The organism is Pseudomonas sp. Root329, assembly GCF_001424925.1.
GTDB lineage: Bacteria > Pseudomonadota > Gammaproteobacteria > Pseudomonadales > Pseudomonadaceae > Aquipseudomonas > Aquipseudomonas arabinosi.
Genome location: NZ_LMCV01000021.1, coordinates 12450 through 30051, shown reverse-complemented (window position 1 = coordinate 30051; position 17602 = coordinate 12450). Strand labels below are relative to the sequence as shown.

Genomic DNA, 17602 nt, shown 5'->3' with positions numbered 1-17602 from the left:
CCGCCAGTGGGGTTGGCGGTTGGCATCACGCAGATCGGCTCAGGCTAATGAGGCTCTCTTATGCGGACGATAGCGCCTGCATCGGGCCTTTGGTGGAGCAAACGTTTGCATCGTTAGGTGGCTAAGTTAACCCAGCATTAACAAAAAAGCCCTGCACCGTTAAACGTGTGCAGGGCTTTGAGATCAGTCTTGAAAGCGTAGCCTCAATACCGATTGGGCTCCATTTCCAGGTCAACATGAAAACGTTCTGAAATGTCTTTCTGGATGCGTTGTGCCAGGTTCAGCAATTGCAGACCGGTCGCGTTGCCGTAGTTGACCAGCACCAACGCCTGCAATTTATGCACACCGGCGTCGGCATCACGGAAACCTTTCCAGCCGGCCCGTTCGATCAGCCAGCCCGCCGCCAGTTTCATCTGCCCGTCGGGTTGCGCGTAGGCCACCAGATCCGGGTATTCACCTTTGAGTTGCGCGACGAGCGCCGCTGGCACCAACGGATTCTTGAAGAAGCTGCCGGCATTGCCCAGCACTGCCGGGTCTGGAAGCTTTTCATTGCGGATGCTGCATATCGCCTGGCTGACATCGGTGGCGGTCGGGTGATCGATACCTTGCTCGGTCAGGCGCTGGCGCACCGGTCCGTATTCCAGATGCAGGTGCGCGGCGCGGTCCAGGATGAACCGAACCCGCAGGATCAACCAACGCCCCGGTTCCTGCTTGAACAGGCTGTCGCGGTAGGCGAAGTTGCATTCTTCCAGGGTGAAGTCCCGCAGGTTGCCGGTCTGGCGATCCAGCGCAGTCAGGCCGGCGAATACGTCTTTGATCTCCACACCATAGGCGCCGATGTTCTGCATCGGTGCCGCGCCGACGGTGCCGGGAATCAGACTGAGGTTCTCCAGCCCCGACAAACCCTGCGCCAGGGTGTGCTGCACGAACGGATGCCAAGGCTCGCCGGCCTCGGCTTCGATCACGACTTTGCTGCCGTCGTCGCTCAGGATGCGAATCCCGCGCGTGGCCATGCGCAGCACCAGCGACTGGATATCGGCCGTCAGCAGCAGGTTGCTGCCACCGCCAATCACCAGCAGCGGCACGTCATGTTCCACCGCGTAAGCCAGGGCTTCACGCACGTCTGCATCGTTGTGGGCTTCGGCAAACAGCCGGGCTTGAACGTCGACGCCAAAGCTGTTGAACGGTTTGAGCGAAACCTGGGCGCGCACCTGCAAACTCATAACCGTCCCTTCAATTCGATCACCAGCAAATCACTGGCGCGCTCGATCAGGTCCAGCACCTGCTCGAAGCCTTGGTCGCCGTCGTAATACGGATCCGGCACTTCATCGATTTCCGACTGATAGCGACGCAGGAACAGGTCCAGTTCGGCCTTGCCCTTGGCCGGTTGCAAGGCTTTCAGGTTGCGCAGGTTGCTGTGGTCCATCGCCAGAATCAGGTCGTAGGTGGCGAAATCGGCGCGGGACACTTGCTGGGCGCGCTGAGCGGACAGGTCATAACCGCGCAGCTTGGCCGCCGCCTGGCTGCGCTTGTCCGGGGCTTTGCCGACGTGCCAGTCACCGGTGCCAGCGGAGGCGACTTCGATTTGATCGGCCAGCCCCGCTTCGCGCAGTTTGTGTCGCAACACGCCTTCAGCCGTGGGCGAACGGCAGATGTTGCCCAGGCAGACGAACAAAACCCGCATCAGGCCTCCAGCAGGCGACGAACGCGCTCAAGGTCTTCCACGGTATCGACGCCGGTCGGCGGTGCGATCAGCGCGTCGGCAACGTGAATCCGCACGCCGTGCCACAAGGCACGCAGCTGTTCCAGGGATTCGGTATTTTCCAGCCAGCACGGGCCCCAGCTAACGAAGTCATGCAGGAAACCGGCGCGATAGGCATAGATACCGATGTGCCGACGATACGGCACGCCTTCCGGCAATTGCTCGCGGCTTTTGGCGAACGCGTCCCGGGCCCACGGCAACGTGGCACGACTGAAGGTCAACGCCAGGCCATTAAGGTCGCTGACAACCTTGACCACATTGGGATTGAACAGGGTTTCCACGTCTTCGATCGGCTCGGCCAGCGTGGCCATGCGCGCTTCGGTGTGGGCGGCCAGGTTGGCGGCAACCTGATCGATCACGCTTGGCGGGATCAGCGGTTCGTCACCCTGAACGTTGACCACAATGGCGTCGGGCGCCAGGCCCAGCTTCGCGGCGACTTCGGCCAAACGGTCGGTGCCGGAATTGTGATCTTCGCGGGTCAGCACCACTTCAGCGCCAAACCCGTTGCAGGCCTCGACGATGCGCGCATCGTCAGTGGCAACCACCACGCGCTGAGCACTGCTTTTGCTCGCCTGTTCCCAGACGTGCTGGATCATCGGCTTGCCGGCGATCAGCAGCAGCGGTTTGCCCGGCAAGCGGGTGGAGGCGTAACGCGATGGAATGACAACGGTAAAGGCTGTGGTCATTTATCCAGACGCTCGTCGGTGGTCAGGGTGCGGGCTTCGGTTTCGAGCATCACCGGGATGCCGTCGCGAATCGGGTAAGCCAGGCCTGCGCCCTTGCTGATCAGCTCGGTTTTGTCGGCGCTGAGCTTGAGCGGGCCTTTGCAGACCGGGCAAGCGAGGATATCGAGCAATTTGGTGTCCATGAGCATTCCCTGGATAAATGGATTTAAGGCAAAAGACGAGCCGGCAACAGGCGCATCAACTGCGTATCGAACCAGGCCACGAAGGCCGGCGATGGCGCAGCATCGACCGCCAGGTACCACCAATCGGCGGCGGCGAAGGCGCGGCACTTCACCGCGTCCTTTTCGGTCATCACCAACGGCAATGACGGTGTGAAATTCAAGGCCTGCACGCTGTATTCGGCGTGGTCGGCAAACGCATGCGGGACTGGCTGCCAGTGTAGCGTTTCGAGGGTTGTGAAGAAACGCTGCGGATTGCCAATCCCGGCCACGGCGTGCAGCGCCTGGCCAGCGGGAAAGTGGTCGAGGGGACGCCGTTCGCCACTTTGCAGATTGATCAATTCGGTGGGTTGAAGCTGGAAGGCAAAACCGCCGTCGCGATCGGCATCGGCACCGTTGTAGAGCACCGCGTCGACGCTTTGCAGGCGCTCGGCCGGCTCACGCAACGGCCCGGCGGGCAGGCAGCGCTGGTTGCCCAAACCTCGGGCGGCGTCGATCAGCACCAGTTCAAGGTCGCGGGCCAATCGGTAATGCTGCATGCCGTCGTCGGACAGGATCAGGTCCAGTGGCTCACTCGCCAGCAGGGCTTTGACGGCGCTGCTGCGGTCGGGGTCGATCATCAACGGAACGCCGGTACGCTGGACGATCAACAGCGGTTCGTCGCCTGCAATATCGGCGCTTTGATCCGCCTCAATCCGCCAAGGCAGTTGCGGCGGTTTGGCGCCGTAACCCCGACTGACCACGCCGACCCGCAAACCGCTGCGCTGGCAGTGCTGGATCATCCACAGAATCAGCGGCGTCTTGCCGGTGCCGCCGACGGTGATATTACCCACTACGATCAGCGGCACCGGTGGTTGATAGATCTCGCCCTCACCCGCCAGAAAACGCTTGCGCTTGTTCATAACCACGCGCCGATACAGCCACTCCAGCGGCTGCAACAGCTTCAAGGCCGGATGACCTTGGTACCACGCGGCGAGCAAGCGATCGGACATGGCCATCAAGGTGCGGGCGGCGCCGCCTCGACTGTGGTCATGCGCAGGTGGCTGAAACCGAGTTTACCGGCGGCGTCCATGGCGGTGATGACAGACTGATGCTGAGTCTTGCCGTCGGCGCTGATGGACAGCGGCAGATTGGTATCGCCACTGGACTCTTTCTGCAGTGCATCCATCAGGGTGGCCAGATCGTTTTTCGGCAACAATTGGTTGTTCACCGAAAACACGCCTTCGGCACTGATGGCAACGTCCAGGTGTTTGACCTGCTGGTCTTCGGCAGGCGAACCGCTGACCGCTTCCGGCAGATCGACGCGCAACTGGGTTTCACGGGTAAACGTGGTGGTGACAACGAAAAACAGCAGCAGGATGAACACTACGTCGATCAGCGACGCGAGGTTGATGTCCACATTCTCCCGTTGCTTGCGGCGGAATTTCACGCTTTGCCCCCATTCAGGTCAACATCACGATCGCCCTGTACCACTTCGACCAGTTTGATTGCTTCCTGCTCCATGCCCACCACCAGTTCATCGATCCGGCGTTGCAGGAAACGGTGGAAGAACACCGACGGGATACCGACCATCAGGCCTGCGGCTGTGGTTATCAGCGCCTTGGAGATACCACCGGCCAACACGGCGGCATTGGTGGTCATGCCCGAGCCCATGAATGCGCTGAAGATATCGATCATGCCCAACACCGTCCCCAACAGACCCAGCAACGGGGCCATGGCGGCGATAGTGCCCAGCGCATTGATGTAGCGTTCGAGCTCGTGAATAACCCGCGCTGCGGCTTCTTCAATGCACTCTTTCATGATCTCGCGACCATGCCTGGAGTTGGCCAGGCCGGCAGCCAGGATCTCGCCCAACGGCGAGTTGGCGCGCAGTTCCTTGAGTTTGTCTTTATTGAGTTGTTTGTCCTTGATCCAGACCCAGACCTGCCCGAGCAAATGCTCCGGGGTCACACGGCTGGCTCGCAGGGTCCAGAGACGTTCGGCGACGATCGCCATGGCTGCGATGGAACTCAGAATGATCGGTATCATCATCCATCCGCCGGATTTGACCAATTCCCACACAGTGACAGTCCCCTCGAAAAAGTGCGCCACTCTAACATAGGGGGTGAGCGCACCGAAGACCGTGATGTCGCATCCAGTCGGTCTTTAATCATTCCGGGCTACTGCGCAGAGCGCCAGAAACGCCGTTCTTGACGCATCGTCCATGGCGGCTTGAAGCGTCCCAGTTGCAGACGGATGGCACCCTGTTCGGCGCTGTCATGGATCGATATGCCGCGCTTTCGATAGCGCGCCATGATCGTGGGATGAGGATGACCGAATGAATTGCCCTGGCCGCGGGAGATCAGCACTGCTTTGGGTTGCAGCCCGGTAAGCAGCGCCATGGAAGATGAACTGCGACTGCCATGGTGCGGTGCCTGCAACCAATCGGTGGTGACGGCCAGTGGACTGTCGAGCAGCGCCCGCTCGGCTGCGGCGTCTATATCACCTGTCAATAACAGACGCTCACCGTTGGCTTCTATCTGCAGAACGCAGGATTTTTGATTGCTGTCGCTAGCCGAAGACCATTGCCAGAGCTGGAACCTCACATCATCCCAGACCCATTGCTTGCCACTCTCGCAGCCTTCTGCCTGCAACTCGGGCGGCAGCGCCAGGGGATCGCCACTGACCACTCGTTTCACCGGCAGGCCATTGGCAACGGCCCGGGCGCCACCCGCGTGATCGGCGTCGGCATGGCTGATCAGCATCAAATCGAGTCCCTCCACACCCAGTTTGCGTAAAGTCGGCAGCACCACCCGCTCGCCCAGGTCGAAATCGCCGAAACGTGGTCCGGTGTCATACAACAGTGTGTGATGACGGGTACGCACCAGGATGGCCAAACCCTGGCCGACATCCAGCTGCCAGACTTCCGCGATGCCTTCAGGCAAGACCTGCCGGGGTGGAAAGACCAGCAACAGCAGCATCGGCCAACCCAACGAGCGAAACGGCACACCCCGAGGCATTAATAGTAGAAAGGCACCGAGTGCTCCCAGTGCCCATACCCACAACGGGATAGCCACCGGCACCCACGCGGGTAAATACCCGGCCATCAGCGTCAGGCCCTTGAACAAAAGGTCGATCAAACCTCCTGCCAACCACAGCAACCCTTCGCCCACGTAAGGAAGGGGTAAAAACAACGTCCCCAGCAATGCCGGAGGCAGCACGACCAGACTGATCCACGGCACCGCGAGCAAATTGGCCACCGGCCCGCTGAGACTGATCGGCAACCCGAGCACCAGCAGCAACGGGCACAGACCGATCGCGATCAGCCATTGGGCGCGGGTCCACGTTTGCCACCAACGCCATGGGCCCAGCCGACCACCGAAGGTGAAGATCAACACCGCCACCGCCGCGAACGACAGCCAGAAACCCGGTTGCAGGCTCGCCAGCGGATCCAGCAGCAAAACACCGTCGAGCGCCAGCAACAGCGGCCACCAGGCGCCGAGGTGACGAAATCGCAGGCGCCACAACAGCACCAGGCCGATCATCACACAGGCCCGCCGCACCGGCACCTCGAAACCGGCCAGCAGCCCGTAACCGAGAGCGGCCGCGAACGCCAGTCCACAGGCCCACGGCAGCCAAGGCAAGCGTTTCGGCCACAGGCCATAACGGGCCAGCCCGGCGATCAACAGATACACCAGCCCTGCCAACAAACCGACGTGTTGGCCGGAAATCACCAACAGATGGACGGTGCCGGTGTCTTGCAGCACCTGCCAGTCTTCGCGACTCAGTCCGGCGCCATCCCCCAGCACCAACGCCGTCAGCGCACCCGTTCGCCCCTGGGCATCCACGGCCTGCAAGCGCTGACGGATGCCGTCGCGCCAGGCCCATTGGGCTTCCTTGAGCCGCTCGCCAGCCTTGACTGTCCCGGTAGCGCCGATACGTTGCGCCAACAGCCAGGCGTCGTAATCGAAGGCATGGGGATTGAGCAGCCCCGCAGGACGCTTCAACTTGACCGCCAGTCGCCACTGTTCGCCGCTGTTGACCGGCGGCCCGTCATACCAGGCCAGGCGCAGCAGTTTCGGCACCTTGCCGTGTCGCGACCGGGCGTCCGCCAACTCGAAACGCACGACGGCCTCATTGTTCTGGGGCAATCCCGTCACCCGACCTTCGACCCAACGGGTTTCGCCATCGAGGCTCACCGGCAGCCGATCATCCAGCGCCCACTGTGCATTCGCGCCTGCCCAACTGAAGCCGAACAGGAAAAATGCCAGTGGATAGCTGCGAAACGGCAGCAACATCAAACCGATTACCGGCAGCAACATCCATAACCAGACCGGCGGTAATACCGGTAAAAAACGCAGGATCAACAGACCCAACGCCAGCGCCATCATCCCTGTGCGCATACGCCCGTCCTTGAGAGTCCCCTCCTAGGCATAGCCGGCTAATCGCACAGGCATCGTTATTAATTGTCACAAAGTCTGAATGGGCGGTGCATAGAATCCAGACATACTTGCCGCCTTAACCGACCGAGAAGCCTTATGCCCCGGCGCTTATTCAAACGTTACATGCCAGACCCGATCAGCATCAGGGAACACAAGTCCTTACGCTTTCTCGGGACCCTGCTGCATGACCCGAACCTCTGGCACCTCAACCGCCATTCCGTCGCACGGGCCATGGCGGTGGGTCTGTTCGCGGCGTTCCTGCCGATTCCGCTGCAGATGCTGGTCGCCGCCATTCTCGCCATTATGGTGCGCGGCAACATGCCGATTGCGGTCAGCCTGGTCTGGCTGACCAACCCGATCACCATGCCGGCGGTGTTCTTTTGCACTTACCAGACCGGTGCCTGGCTGATGGACGTTCCTACTCGCCATTTGCCGGACGAGCTGACCTGGGAATGGATCAGCGGCGAACTCTCGACGCTTTGGCAGCCGTTTTTACTCGGCTCGGTGGTGACGGGACTGGTGCTCGGCGCACTCGCCTATTGCCTGACCATGATGTACTGGCGTTGGTGGGTCGGGCGGCAGTGGAAGCGGCGCAAGAAAAACCGGATGTCGTAAACGCAAAACGGCCTCCATTGTTGGAGGCCGTTTGTTTTGCAGTGTCTGGGCTGACGCCTTCGCGATCCGACTTGCCCGCGAAGGAGGCGACTCGGTCTTCCTTAAGTACGCATCCCGCGACCACTGACCAGCAGCCGTGCGCAACCGATGTACAACACCACGGTCGCCACCAGCATGAAGGTGATCGCCACGCTGATCCTGATGTCCGAAACGCCAAGAATGCCGTAACGGAAGGCGTTGACCATGTGCAGCACCGGGTTGGCCAGGGACACCGTCTGCCAGAACGGTGGCAGCAAGGAGATCGAGTAGAACACCCCGCCCAGGTAGGTCAGCGGTGTCAGCACAAACGTCGGGATGATCGAGATGTCATCGAAGTTGCGCGCAAACACGGCGTTGATGAAGCCCAGCAGCGAGAAGATCGTCGCCGTCAGCACCACCACCAGAATGGTCACGCCCAAGTGATGCACCTGCAATTGGGTGAAGAACAGCGACAGCATGGTCACGATGACCCCGACCATCAGGCCGCGCAGCACGCCGCCGAGGGTGTAGCCGATCAGAATCGTATGCGGCGACACGGGCGACACCATCAATTCTTCGATGGAGCGCTGGAACTTGCTGCCGAAGAAACTCGAGACCACGTTGCCGTAGGAGTTGGTGATCACCGACATCATGATCAGCCCTGGCACGATGTACTCCATGTAGGTGAAGCCACCCATGTCACCAATCTGCCGGCCGATCAGATTGCCGAAGATCACGAAGTACAGAACCATGGTGATGGCCGGCGGCAGCAGCGTCTGCGGCCAGATCCGGGTAAAGCGTTTGACCTCTCGGTAAACGATGGTGTTGAGGGCAACGAGGTTGGGTTGCAGCTCGGAACTCATACCGCCACCTTCGACAGATTTTTCTCCACCAGGGACACGAACAACTCCTCGAGGCGATTGGTTTTGTTACGCAGGCTCAACACTTCGATGTTCTGCTGCGCCAATTGGGTGAACAGAGCGGTGATGCCCATGGCCTTGTCGACCTGAACTTCAAGGGTGTGGCTGTCGAGCAGCTTGGTCGGGTATCCGAGCAACTGCGGCGCGGTTTGCACAGTGTTCTTGAGGTCGAGCAGGAACGTTTCCACATGCAGTTGGCCGAGCAACTGTTTCATACTGGTGTTCTCGACGATGGTGCCGTGGTCGATGATGCCGATGTTGCGGCACAACTGCTCAGCCTCTTCCAGGTAGTGGGTGGTGAGGATGATGGTGATGCCTTTCTTGTTCAGCTCGGTGAGGAACGTCCACATCGAGCGACGCAGTTCGATGTCCACCCCCGCCGTCGGTTCGTCGAGGATCAGCAGGCGCGGTTCGTGAACCAGCGCACGGGCAATCATCAGTCGACGTTTCATGCCGCCGGACAGTGAACGCGACGGCGTATCGCGCTTGTCCCACAGGCCCAATTGGGTCAGGTACTGCTCGGCGCGTTCCTTGGCGATTTTCGGCGGGATGCCGTAATAACCGGCCTGGGTCACAACGATGTCGAAGGTTTTTTCGAACTGGTTGAAGTTGAATTCCTGAGGCACCACGCCGATGGAGCGCTTGAGCTGCGCAGGATTCTTGTCCAGGTCGTGACCGAAGATATTCACCGTCCCGCTGGTCTTGTTCACCAGGGTCGAGAGAATGCCGATGGTCGTGGATTTGCCGGCGCCGTTAGGGCCGAGCAAGGCGAAAAAGTCACCTTCGGCGACGTCCAGATCGATACCACTCAGGGCCTGGAAACCGTTGCCGTAGGTTTTGGTTAGCTGCCGGATGGACAGAGCGGAACTCATATCGGATTTACGCACCAAGAAGGGAAGAAAGGGACATTTAAGGGCGGGCGGCGACTAATACAACCGCGGCGCACGAGCGCAATGGTGCTTGTCGCCGCCACACAAGTACAGTCAAGTGTGTCGATAGTGAGTATTAAGTCAACGCGGTCATAACCGCTTTCTGATACGCCGGACGCTGTTTCAGACGTGCATACCAGGCTTGCAGATGAGGCTGCGGCGCGCGCTCGATTGGCATCTCGAACCAGGCATAAATGAAGCTGCCCAGAGGAATGTCGCCCATGCCGATCTCATCGCCGGACAGGTACGGTTGGGTCGCCAGCGCCTGATCGGCCATGGACAGCAGGCCATCGCACTCCTTGATCGCGGCGTTGATGGCCGGCCAGTCCTGTTGACTTTCCGGTGTACGTAACACACCCCAGAACACCGTTCGAAACGGCCCGGCAAAACTTGAAGTGGTCCAGTCCATCCACTTGTCGGCAGAGGCCCGGGTCTGCAGATCCTCTGGATACCAGGCGGTGCCGTTGGCGTGACGAGCCATCAGGTAACGCACGATGGTGTTGGATTCCCACAGCACGAAACCATCGTCTTCAATCACCGGCACGCGACCATTGGGGTTCATCGCCCGGTACTGCGGTGTATCGACTACACCAAAGGCGCCACCGGCGTCGATGGCTTCATAAGCCAGGCCCAGCTCCTCGGCGGCCCACAACGGTTTTCTGACATTCGACGAGTTTTTCCGACCCCAGATCTTCAGCATGACCGCCTCTTTATGGATGAATGCGCAGGCAGCATACGCCGGATCAGGCGCGACTCAAATCGCTCTGCATGTCACCCAGCAGCGCGGGCAGTGTGTCGCTGAACAGATGCGGATAGCACTTCTCAAGGTGCTCGAAAAAGAACGCTTCAGGCACGTCGGTGAACTGGCCGTGGTCGATCAGGTATTCCATCAATTGCTCGCCGTCGCGATTGAATGGATGGAAAACGCTGTCGTTGATGCCGTCGAATTCCAGTGGTGCGACATTGAACAGTTCGCACAAGCCTTGGTTGAACGCTGGCGTGGCTTTGACCCAGCGGCCGTTCAGATACAGCTCCGTATAGCCGTGCATGGCGAACACGTCACTCTTGAGCAACTCGTGCAACCGCGGCGTCGATAAATGATTGCGTACATCTGCCAGACCGATCCGCGCGGGAATCCCGCAATGCCGAGCTGCACCTGCCAGCAGCGTGGCTTTGGGCACGCAATAACTCTCCCTCGCCGCCAACGCATAACTGCCGCGCAAGGTATTTGGGTCGCGACTGAAGGTGTAAGGGTTGTAACGCACGGCTTCGCGCACGGCGTAATAGAGATTGATCGCCTGCTCTAGAGGATCGCGACAGCTGCCGCGATGTTTTTCGGCGAACTCCACCACCGACGGGTGGTCACTATCGATGAAGCGGCCGGGACTCAGATACTCGTGCATGAGAACAATCTCCTGGGGAAGCCACGAGTCTAGCGACACGTTCAGCACAGAGATAACGACGTTTCGGCCAAACATGGACGCTTTGCCGCCCGCCCAACGAACGATTTCCTAGGTCTGTTGCCCACCGGGCCTACAAAACTCATCCATGGTTTCCCACGAATTCAATCACATCGCTCTGCCCCCCCTGTTTTGCGGATGCCGTCTAAGCTCTGAAAGTTGGTTTTGCCCTGGTTTCACGGAGGATTAAATATGCTGCTGTTGTGGATACTGGTTCTGGTTGTCGGGATTGCTTATTTAGCCCACCGTCGTGTCGCGCCGCTGCCCGCCCTGTGCATCGTTGCCGTTTACGTGGTGGCGATGGGCGCTTTCAGCCGCGCGCCAGGCTGGCTGTTGCTGATTTTCTGGGTGTTGATCGCGGCGGTGGCTGCGCCATTGTTGTTGCCCGACCTGCGCCGCAAATTTTTCAGCGCGCCGCTGTTCAGCTGGTTCCAGAAAACCCTGCCGCCGATGTCGGAAACCGAACGAGACGCCATTGAAGCCGGCACCGTGTGGTGGGACGGCGAACTGTTCAGCGGTCGCCCGGACTGGAACAAACTGCTGTCCTATCCAAAAGTGCAGTTGAGCGAAGAAGAACAGGCCTTCATCGACGGCCCGACCGAAGTACTCTGCTCCATGGTCAGCGACTGGCAGCTCGGTCAAACCATGGACTTGCCGGCCGAAGCCTGGGCTTACATCAAGGAACAAGGCTTCTTCGCCCTGATCATTCCCAAAGAGTTTGGCGGCAAGGGTTTCTCGGCCTATGCCCACTCTCAAGTGGCGATGAAACTGGCGAGCCACAGCGGCGATCTCGCGTCCACCGTGATGGTCCCCAACTCCCTCGGCCCGGCCGAACTGTTGCTGCATTACGGCACTGACGAACAACGCAACCATTACCTGCCACGACTGGCGCGCGGTGACGACATCCCGTGCTTCGCATTAACCGGGCCACTGGCCGGTTCCGACGCTGGAGGCATGCCCGACACCGGAATCATCTGCAAAGGTGAATGGGAAGGCAAGGAAACCTTGGGCCTGCGCCTGAACTGGGAAAAGCGTTACATCACACTGGGTCCTGTCGCCACCCTTCTCGGCCTCGCGTTCAAGGCCTATGACCCGGATCACTTACTGGGAGAGGAGGAAGACCTGGGCATCAGTCTGGCACTGATTCCAACCGATATCGCCGGTGTGGAAATCGGTCGTCGCCACCTGCCCCTGGGTGCGGCGTTCATGAATGGTCCGAACTCCGGCAAGGATGTGTTCGTGCCGTTGGAGTTCCTCATCGGCGGCCAGGAAATGCTCGGCAAGGGCTGGATGATGCTGATGAATTGCCTGTCGGTCGGGCGCTCCATTTCCCTGCCGGCGGTGGGCACCGGTATGGCCAAGTTCACCAGCCTGGTGACAGGCCAGTACGCCCAGATTCGCGAGCAGTTCAATGTGCCGATTGCGGCTTTCGAAGGCATTCAGGAAGCCATGGCGCGCATCGGCGGCAACGCCTGGATGATGGATGCCGCGCGGATGCTGACCGCCAACGCTGTGGATCTCGGCGAGAAACCGTCGGTGCTGTCGGCGATTCTCAAATACCACCTCACCGAACGAGGCCGCGAATGCATCAGCCAGGCGATGGATGTGCATGGCGGCAAAGCGATCATCATGGGGCCGAACAACTACCTCGGTCGCAAATGGAACGGCGCGCCGATTTTCATCACCGTGGAAGGTGCGAACATTCTCTCGCGCAACCTGATGATCTTCGGTCAGGGTGCGATTCGCTGCCATCCCTTCGTACTTAAGGAAATGGCCCTCGCCGGTCGTGAAGACAAGGATCAGGCCCTCACCGAATTTGATGGCCTGCTGCTCAAGCACATCGGTTTCGCCGTGAGTAACGCCGCCAGCACGCTGGTGCTGAACCTTGGTTTCGGTCACTTCGAACACGCGCCAGGCGACAAGCTCAGCCAAGGCTACTTCCGCGCCCTCAACCGCCAGGCTGCTGCGTTCGCCATGCTCGCTGACCTGAGCATGATGCTGCTGGGTGGCGAATTGAAACGACGCGAACGTCTGTCGGCGCGTCTTGGGGATGTGCTCAGCAACATGTATCTCGCCTCCGCCGCACTCAAGCGTTACCACGACCTCGATTCACCGGAACACATGGCACCGCTGTTTACCTGGGCCATGGAAGAAAGCCTGGGTCAGTCGGAACGAGCGCTGGATGAACTGCTGACCAACTTCCCGAACAAGGTGTTGGGTTGCCTGTTGCGGGTGATCGTGTTCCCGTTCGGTCGTCGTCACAAAGGGCCATCGGACAAACTCGGCGCCGAAGTGGCGGCGGTGATCGGCCGCGCCAAGGGCGATCCGACCCTGGAAGAGTTGCTCGGCGGTTGCTACCGACCGCAATCCACTGATGACCCGGTCGGCGCCCTGCAACATGCGTGTAACCTGCTGAGTGCCGCGCAACCGTTGCGCAAAAAGCTTCATATCGCACTCAAAAGCGGTCAGGTCAAACCGGTCGCAGGGGAACACGTCATCGATGCAGCGCTTGAGGCTGGTGTGTTGCAGCCTGGGGAAGCGCAGACCCTGCGTAACGCCGAAGCGGCGCGGCGCAAGGTGATTGATGTCGATGATTTCGACAAAAAGGAGCTGGCGCTGGGCAAAGGAAAGGTCCGCTGATCCATCCTGCGTCCTCCACCATGTAAAAAAGGGCGCGGGCGCTTTATACTCCCGCGCCCGTTTTGCTCTTGAGGACTTATCTCGTGTCCAATGTCGTTGCCGATCATCTTGTCTTGCTCGACCACCTGCGCAGCATCCTGGTCGCCGTAGGTGAGGCCGAACAGGTTCCCGAAGAAAGCCATGCCTTGTTCCTGGAGCGCTTCGACGAACTGCGTGCGTTGCTGCCGGTCGACCCGATCGAAAGCCAATACCTGGGCCAGGACATTCTGTGCCAGGTGATTACCCGCTACCCGCAAATCGTTCACCTGGTCCCGCGCGACCTGCTGTGGTACTTCGCCGGTGACTGCCTGCATTACATGCCCGACGATGAAATCGACTTGTATCAGGCGCTGGAAGAACGTCGTTTCGAAGCTGAACAAAACGATGAACCGTTCGACTGGAACCAGGAAAAACAGCTGCTGGCGATGTCGAAAGACGACAGCAAGCACTGATCCCCGGTCAGAAATGCAAAAGGCCCGCATGGTTGAACATGCGGGCCTTTTTTTGGCATTGCCGAAAGATGTGGTGGCTGGGCTGACGCCATCGCGAGCAAGCTCGCGATGAGGCCAGTCAAAGCAACCCATCACTCTCGGGCAACTCATACTGCGCAGAGACTTTTCCCAAAGCACTGGGCTTGCCCGGCTTGCTCAGGGTCGGCTCCTTCTCCAGGCACTCCACCAGATAGTCGATCAACACCCGCAACTTCGGTGGCAGATAACGGGTCGGCGAATGCAGCAGCCAGGCACCGCCGTGGTAAGACGCCAGGAAGGTCCAGTCGGGCAACACCTGCACGATCAGCCCCTGCTCCAGCGCATAACGTGCGGTGAAGTACGGCAGGCTGCCAATTCCGATGTGCTGCAACACTGCGCCCAACCGTACGCCGGTGTGATTGGCCGCATACCGTCCGCGCACGCCAACGGTGACAGCCTTGCTGCCTTTCTTGAATTTCCAGCGTGCATCGCTCGGCGTTTCGCCCAGATAGATGCAGCTGTGATTGAGCAAGTCGTGAGGGTGGGTCGGTGTGCCGTGTTCGGCCAGGTATTGCGGCGTTGCACAGAGCAAATGATCGATGGTCAGCAATTGCCGACCGACCAGTCCAGCGGGTGGCCGATCAGTAATGCGAATCGCCAGATCAACGTTGTCGTCGATCAAATCCACCTGGCGGTCCTCAAGCAACAGCTCCACATCCACTTTGGGATAACGCCGCAGAAATTCCGGCATATGCGGATGAATCACGAACCGCCCCACTGCCTTCGGCACACTGACGCGCACCAGTCCTTCCGCTTCATGGGTGAACTGACCGCTGATTTCCATCACCGACTTGGCTGCGCTGACCATCTCCTGGCAACGCTTGAACACCTCTTCGCCACCGTCGCTCAAGCGCAACTTGCGCGTGGTTCGCTGCAGCAAACGGGTGGCGAGTGCCTTCTCCAGACGCGAAATGCTGCGACTGACTGCCGAGGGTGAAGAACCCAACTGGCGAGCAGCCTCGGAGAAGCTGCCGGTCTCGACAACCTTGACGAAGATCGCCATTTCACCGAGCAGCGGAAGTGGAAGATTTATGCTCACAGCGCAACAGTCCTTTGATGTTTGAACGGATTATCACGCAATTCCACGCTTCATATAATAAAAAATAGAATTGTTAATAAGGGCATGGAATATGACGCTTCGCCTCTTTTTCCATAGTGATGACCTCAAGGCCAATGTGGAAGTCCTGGATTGCACGCCCCACGAGAACGAATTTGCCGTAGTGCTGCGCGCCACGTTGTTTCACCCCCAAGGCGGTGGACAGCCCTTTGACACCGGCTGGATCGGCGAAAGCCAAGTACTGCGGGTTGTTCAGGATCCGGACCGGATCATTCATTTCGTCGACCATCCGGTAAAACCGGGCATGACTCAGATTCGGGTCGATGAACAACGCCGCCAGTTCAATTCACGCATGCATTCCGCCGGCCACCTGATCGGCCACTTCGTCCAGGCCATGGGCTGGATGCCGATCAAGGCTCATCACTGGCCGGGCGAAGGACGTGTGCAATTCAAACCGGCAGAGTCGGCAAAAGAAGTTGATGCCGAGATGATTCAGCACGGCATCGAGCAGTGGATCGCCCATGATATGCCGCGCCTGACGTCGATGCGTGAAGGCGCCCGGGAAATCGGTTTCGGTGACCTGCCCGCCTACGGCTGCGGCGGCACCCATGTACGTAGCCTGAAGGATTTGGGCACGGTCACGATCACGTCCCTTTCACTGAAGAAGGGAACGCTGTCAGTCCACTACAGCGTGGATTGAGCATTTGGGCGATGCCGCTTCTATCATCGCCTGACGCTGGGGGAACCTGCGGCCGCGGGTTCTGTTGACTATCTGATAGATGGACCTAAGACATGATGCTTGACGTCGAGCGTCTCGATGAGACGTGCATAAAAAAACTGGCCAACGAAGAAGTGCTCGCCATCCGCGTCAAAGGCTTGTTGCCCAAGCCGCTGGCGATTCAGATTGGCGACAAAATCCTCGCCCCCGGCTTCGAAGGCTATATCAATGCGCCGAGCATCGGTCGCATCGGCATGGCGTTTTATGAAGCGGAAAACCAGCCGCTGCTGATCGAAGATTATTTCGAACGCGCTACCCGCAACATTGCGGAATTGCGCAACCGGTGTGCGCCCTACTCATCCCCCGTCGACACCCTGCGCTGCATGCTCGACGAGTCCTGGCCGGCGGGTGCGCACCTGGAAAACCTCTACGGTCGCAAGATGTATGTCGGGCTGTCCCGGGTGGTGAAACCCGGGATCTGTTTTCTGGCCCACCACGACATTTTCGCCAAGGACGCCCCGGACAGTTACCAGGCCAAAAGCCTGGAAGCGCAGTTCGCCTGCAATGTTTACCTGAACATGCCCGCCGAGGGCGGTGCACTGCAGATGTGGGACCACGATATCTCCCCGGACCAGTTCGACGAAATGCGTGGCGACAGTTACGGCATTGATCCGGCTCTGCTCGGGACTCCGACCCTGGAGATTCTTCCCGAACCGGGTGATTTCATCATGTTCAATTCGCGCTGCATGCACTCGGTGACACCGGGTGTGGCTGATCCGCGCTTGAGCCTTTCGTTCTTTGTCGGCTATCGCGGCAATGCTTCACCCCTTACTTTCTGGAGTTGAGATGCTTTCGAATTACCTGGGCGAGTTTCTGGCGCTGGCAACTATCCACTTTCTGGCCGTGGTTGCACCCGGACCGGACTTCGCAGTGACCATCCGCCAGAGCGTGCGCTTCGGTCGACTGGTCGGGATTTGCACGGCGCTGGGCATCGGCGCGGGCATTTCCGTGCACGTGCTTTACACCTTGCTCGGCGTCGGCGCGCTGATGCACACGACACCTTGGCTGCTGACGGTGGCCAAGGTTGTGGGTGGTGCTTACATTTTGTACCTCGGTGTCAGCCTGCTGCGCAGCAAGCCCAAGACCGTACTGGAAGGCGACAAACCTGACGAACCGGTCGTAGAGCAAACGTTGCTGAAGGCATTTACCACCGGTTTCCTGACCAACGCGACCAACCCGAAAGCCACACTGTTTTTCCTGGCGATCTTCACCACCATCATCAGCGCCACAACGCCACTGAAGATCCAGGCGCTTTACGGAATCTGGATGTGTTTTGTGAATGCGCTGTGGTTTGTGATCGTCGCGCTGTTCTTTTCCAGTGCCCGGGTACGGCTGCTGTTTATGCGCATGGGGCACTGGTTCGAACGCACCATGGGGGTGATTCTGATCCTGTTCGCCGGGCGCCTGATTCTGTCGATGTAAAACCTGCGCCCAAGCAAAAGGCCCGCTCAGTCGGCTGACGGGCCTTTTTCGTTTCTGCGTCGCTTTTGCATTTCTGTGCGACAGATCTCACTTCAGGGACTCCCGGA

19 protein-coding genes are annotated in these 17602 nt (G+C 59.5%); 6 read left to right on the top strand and 13 right to left on the bottom strand.

All coding sequences use genetic code 11. The features are described from left to right. Positions 1-203 precede the first annotated feature (203 nt). The 8 genes from murB to ASC74_RS17370 all read right to left on the bottom strand — a co-directional run bounded on the left by murB (position 204) and on the right by ASC74_RS17370 (position 7048). Positions 204-1223: a UDP-N-acetylmuramate dehydrogenase gene (murB, locus tag ASC74_RS17405; protein ID WP_056742738.1), complete on the bottom strand. Its 1020-nt coding sequence runs from the start codon at positions 1221-1223 to the stop codon at positions 204-206. Then, positions 1220-1684 carry a low molecular weight protein-tyrosine-phosphatase gene (locus ASC74_RS17400; protein ID WP_046049063.1) on the bottom strand — a complete coding sequence of 155 codons (465 nt, stop codon included), beginning with the start codon at positions 1682-1684 and terminating at the stop codon, positions 1220-1222. The genes murB and ASC74_RS17400 overlap by 4 nt, the downstream gene beginning before the upstream one ends. Continuing rightward, entirely contained in the window at positions 1684-2448 is a 765-nt protein-coding gene (gene kdsB / locus ASC74_RS17395) for a 3-deoxy-manno-octulosonate cytidylyltransferase (RefSeq protein WP_046049062.1), read from the bottom strand. Before kdsB ends, ASC74_RS17400 begins: the two co-directional genes overlap by 1 nt. Continuing rightward, a complete protein-coding gene (locus ASC74_RS17390; RefSeq protein WP_007945752.1) occupies positions 2445-2630 on the bottom strand; it encodes a Trm112 family protein in 186 nt (61 codons plus the stop codon). The genes kdsB and ASC74_RS17390 overlap by 4 nt, the downstream gene beginning before the upstream one ends. 23 nt (positions 2631-2653) lie before the next feature. Next, positions 2654-3664 (bottom strand): tetraacyldisaccharide 4'-kinase, encoded by a 1011-nt coding sequence (gene lpxK / locus ASC74_RS17385; protein WP_056742737.1) that lies wholly within the window; start codon positions 3662-3664, stop codon positions 2654-2656. After that, on the bottom strand, positions 3664-4095 hold the full coding sequence (locus tag ASC74_RS17380) for an ExbD/TolR family protein (RefSeq protein ID WP_056742736.1): 432 nt from the start codon (positions 4093-4095) through the stop codon (positions 3664-3666). The genes lpxK and ASC74_RS17380 overlap by 1 nt, the downstream gene beginning before the upstream one ends. After that, the gene (locus ASC74_RS17375) at positions 4092-4727 is read right to left on the bottom strand and encodes a MotA/TolQ/ExbB proton channel family protein (RefSeq protein WP_046049059.1); all 636 of its coding nucleotides are present in this window, start codon (positions 4725-4727) and stop codon (positions 4092-4094) included. The genes ASC74_RS17380 and ASC74_RS17375 overlap by 4 nt, the downstream gene beginning before the upstream one ends. A gap of 98 nt (positions 4728-4825) precedes the next feature. Then, positions 4826-7048 carry a DNA internalization-related competence protein ComEC/Rec2 gene (locus ASC74_RS17370; RefSeq protein WP_056742735.1) on the bottom strand — a complete coding sequence of 741 codons (2223 nt, stop codon included), beginning with the start codon at positions 7046-7048 and terminating at the stop codon, positions 4826-4828. A 135-nt stretch (positions 7049-7183) separates the two neighbouring features. On the opposite strand from ASC74_RS17370, the gene ASC74_RS17365 reads away from it, so the two are divergent. Continuing rightward, positions 7184-7702, top strand: a complete 519-nt coding sequence (locus tag ASC74_RS17365; protein WP_056742733.1) for a DUF2062 domain-containing protein — start codon at positions 7184-7186, stop codon at positions 7700-7702. 101 nt (positions 7703-7803) lie between these two features. Here ASC74_RS17365 and ASC74_RS17360 read toward each other — a convergent pair whose 3' ends face one another. From ASC74_RS17360 to ASC74_RS17345, 4 genes are all read right to left on the bottom strand, one after another. After that, entirely contained in the window at positions 7804-8583 is a 780-nt protein-coding gene (locus ASC74_RS17360) for an ABC transporter permease (protein WP_056742732.1), read from the bottom strand. Further along, positions 8580-9512 (bottom strand): ABC transporter ATP-binding protein, encoded by a 933-nt coding sequence (locus ASC74_RS17355; protein ID WP_008152392.1) that lies wholly within the window; start codon positions 9510-9512, stop codon positions 8580-8582. Before ASC74_RS17355 ends, ASC74_RS17360 begins: the two co-directional genes overlap by 4 nt. 133 nt (positions 9513-9645) lie before the next feature. Next, positions 9646-10269 (bottom strand): glutathione S-transferase family protein, encoded by a 624-nt coding sequence (locus ASC74_RS17350; protein ID WP_056742730.1) that lies wholly within the window; start codon positions 10267-10269, stop codon positions 9646-9648. A gap of 43 nt (positions 10270-10312) precedes the next feature. Beyond that, positions 10313-10972: a transglutaminase-like domain-containing protein gene (locus ASC74_RS17345; RefSeq protein WP_056742728.1), complete on the bottom strand. Its 660-nt coding sequence runs from the start codon at positions 10970-10972 to the stop codon at positions 10313-10315. Positions 10973-11221: 249 nt separating this feature from the next. Here ASC74_RS17345 and ASC74_RS17340 point away from each other — a divergent pair, with 249 nt between their 5' ends. Together ASC74_RS17340 and ASC74_RS17335 are read left to right on the top strand one after the other, a co-directional pair. Further along, the gene (locus ASC74_RS17340; protein WP_056742726.1) at positions 11222-13669 is read left to right on the top strand and encodes an acyl-CoA dehydrogenase; all 2448 of its coding nucleotides are present in this window, start codon (positions 11222-11224) and stop codon (positions 13667-13669) included. An 83-nt stretch (positions 13670-13752) separates the two neighbouring features. Continuing rightward, a complete protein-coding gene (locus ASC74_RS17335; protein WP_056742723.1) occupies positions 13753-14160 on the top strand; it encodes a PA2817 family protein in 408 nt (135 codons plus the stop codon). Positions 14161-14278: 118 nt separating this feature from the next. Here ASC74_RS17335 and ASC74_RS17330 read toward each other — a convergent pair whose 3' ends face one another. Further along, positions 14279-15277: a LysR family transcriptional regulator gene (locus ASC74_RS17330; RefSeq protein ID WP_056742721.1), complete on the bottom strand. Its 999-nt coding sequence runs from the start codon at positions 15275-15277 to the stop codon at positions 14279-14281. A gap of 91 nt (positions 15278-15368) precedes the next feature. Here ASC74_RS17330 and ASC74_RS17325 point away from each other — a divergent pair, with 91 nt between their 5' ends. The 3 genes from ASC74_RS17325 to ASC74_RS17315 all read left to right on the top strand — a co-directional run bounded on the left by ASC74_RS17325 (position 15369) and on the right by ASC74_RS17315 (position 17495). Next, positions 15369-15995 carry a hypothetical protein gene (locus ASC74_RS17325; RefSeq protein WP_056742720.1) on the top strand — a complete coding sequence of 209 codons (627 nt, stop codon included), beginning with the start codon at positions 15369-15371 and terminating at the stop codon, positions 15993-15995. Between the two features lie 92 nt (positions 15996-16087). Beyond that, the gene (locus ASC74_RS17320) at positions 16088-16858 is read left to right on the top strand and encodes a 2OG-Fe(II) oxygenase (protein ID WP_056742718.1); all 771 of its coding nucleotides are present in this window, start codon (positions 16088-16090) and stop codon (positions 16856-16858) included. 1 nt (position 16859) lies between these two features. Continuing rightward, a complete protein-coding gene (locus ASC74_RS17315) occupies positions 16860-17495 on the top strand; it encodes a LysE family translocator (RefSeq protein WP_033056907.1) in 636 nt (211 codons plus the stop codon). The last annotated feature ends 107 nt before the right edge of the window (positions 17496-17602 follow it).

Bases quoted from the DNA above. Each gene is read 5' to 3' on its own strand.
- ASC74_RS17365 (WP_056742733.1), top strand. From the start codon at position 7,184: ATGCCCCGGCGCTTATTCAAACGTTACATGCCAGACCCGATCAGCATC.
- lpxK (WP_056742737.1), bottom strand. From the start codon at position 3,664: ATGGCCATGTCCGATCGCTTGCTCGCCGCGTGGTACCAAGGTCATCCG.
- murB (WP_056742738.1), bottom strand. From the start codon at position 1,223: ATGAGTTTGCAGGTGCGCGCCCAGGTTTCGCTCAAACCGTTCAACAGC.
- ASC74_RS17360 (WP_056742732.1), bottom strand. From the start codon at position 8,583: ATGAGTTCCGAGCTGCAACCCAACCTCGTTGCCCTCAACACCATCGTT.
- ASC74_RS17370 (WP_056742735.1), bottom strand. From the start codon at position 7,048: ATGCGCACAGGGATGATGGCGCTGGCGTTGGGTCTGTTGATCCTGCGT.
- ASC74_RS17390 (WP_007945752.1), bottom strand. From the start codon at position 2,630: ATGGACACCAAATTGCTCGATATCCTCGCTTGCCCGGTCTGCAAAGGC.
- ASC74_RS17320 (WP_056742718.1), top strand. From the start codon at position 16,088: ATGATGCTTGACGTCGAGCGTCTCGATGAGACGTGCATAAAAAAACTG.
- ASC74_RS17315 (WP_033056907.1), top strand. From the start codon at position 16,860: ATGCTTTCGAATTACCTGGGCGAGTTTCTGGCGCTGGCAACTATCCAC.
- ASC74_RS17355 (WP_008152392.1), bottom strand. From the start codon at position 9,512: ATGAGTTCCGCTCTGTCCATCCGGCAGCTAACCAAAACCTACGGCAAC.
- ASC74_RS17345 (WP_056742728.1), bottom strand. From the start codon at position 10,972: ATGCACGAGTATCTGAGTCCCGGCCGCTTCATCGATAGTGACCACCCG.
- kdsB (WP_046049062.1), bottom strand. From the start codon at position 2,448: ATGACCACAGCCTTTACCGTTGTCATTCCATCGCGTTACGCCTCCACC.
- ASC74_RS17340 (WP_056742726.1), top strand. From the start codon at position 11,222: ATGCTGCTGTTGTGGATACTGGTTCTGGTTGTCGGGATTGCTTATTTA.
- ASC74_RS17350 (WP_056742730.1), bottom strand. From the start codon at position 10,269: ATGCTGAAGATCTGGGGTCGGAAAAACTCGTCGAATGTCAGAAAACCG.
- ASC74_RS17325 (WP_056742720.1), top strand. From the start codon at position 15,369: ATGACGCTTCGCCTCTTTTTCCATAGTGATGACCTCAAGGCCAATGTG.
- ASC74_RS17400 (WP_046049063.1), bottom strand. From the start codon at position 1,684: ATGCGGGTTTTGTTCGTCTGCCTGGGCAACATCTGCCGTTCGCCCACG.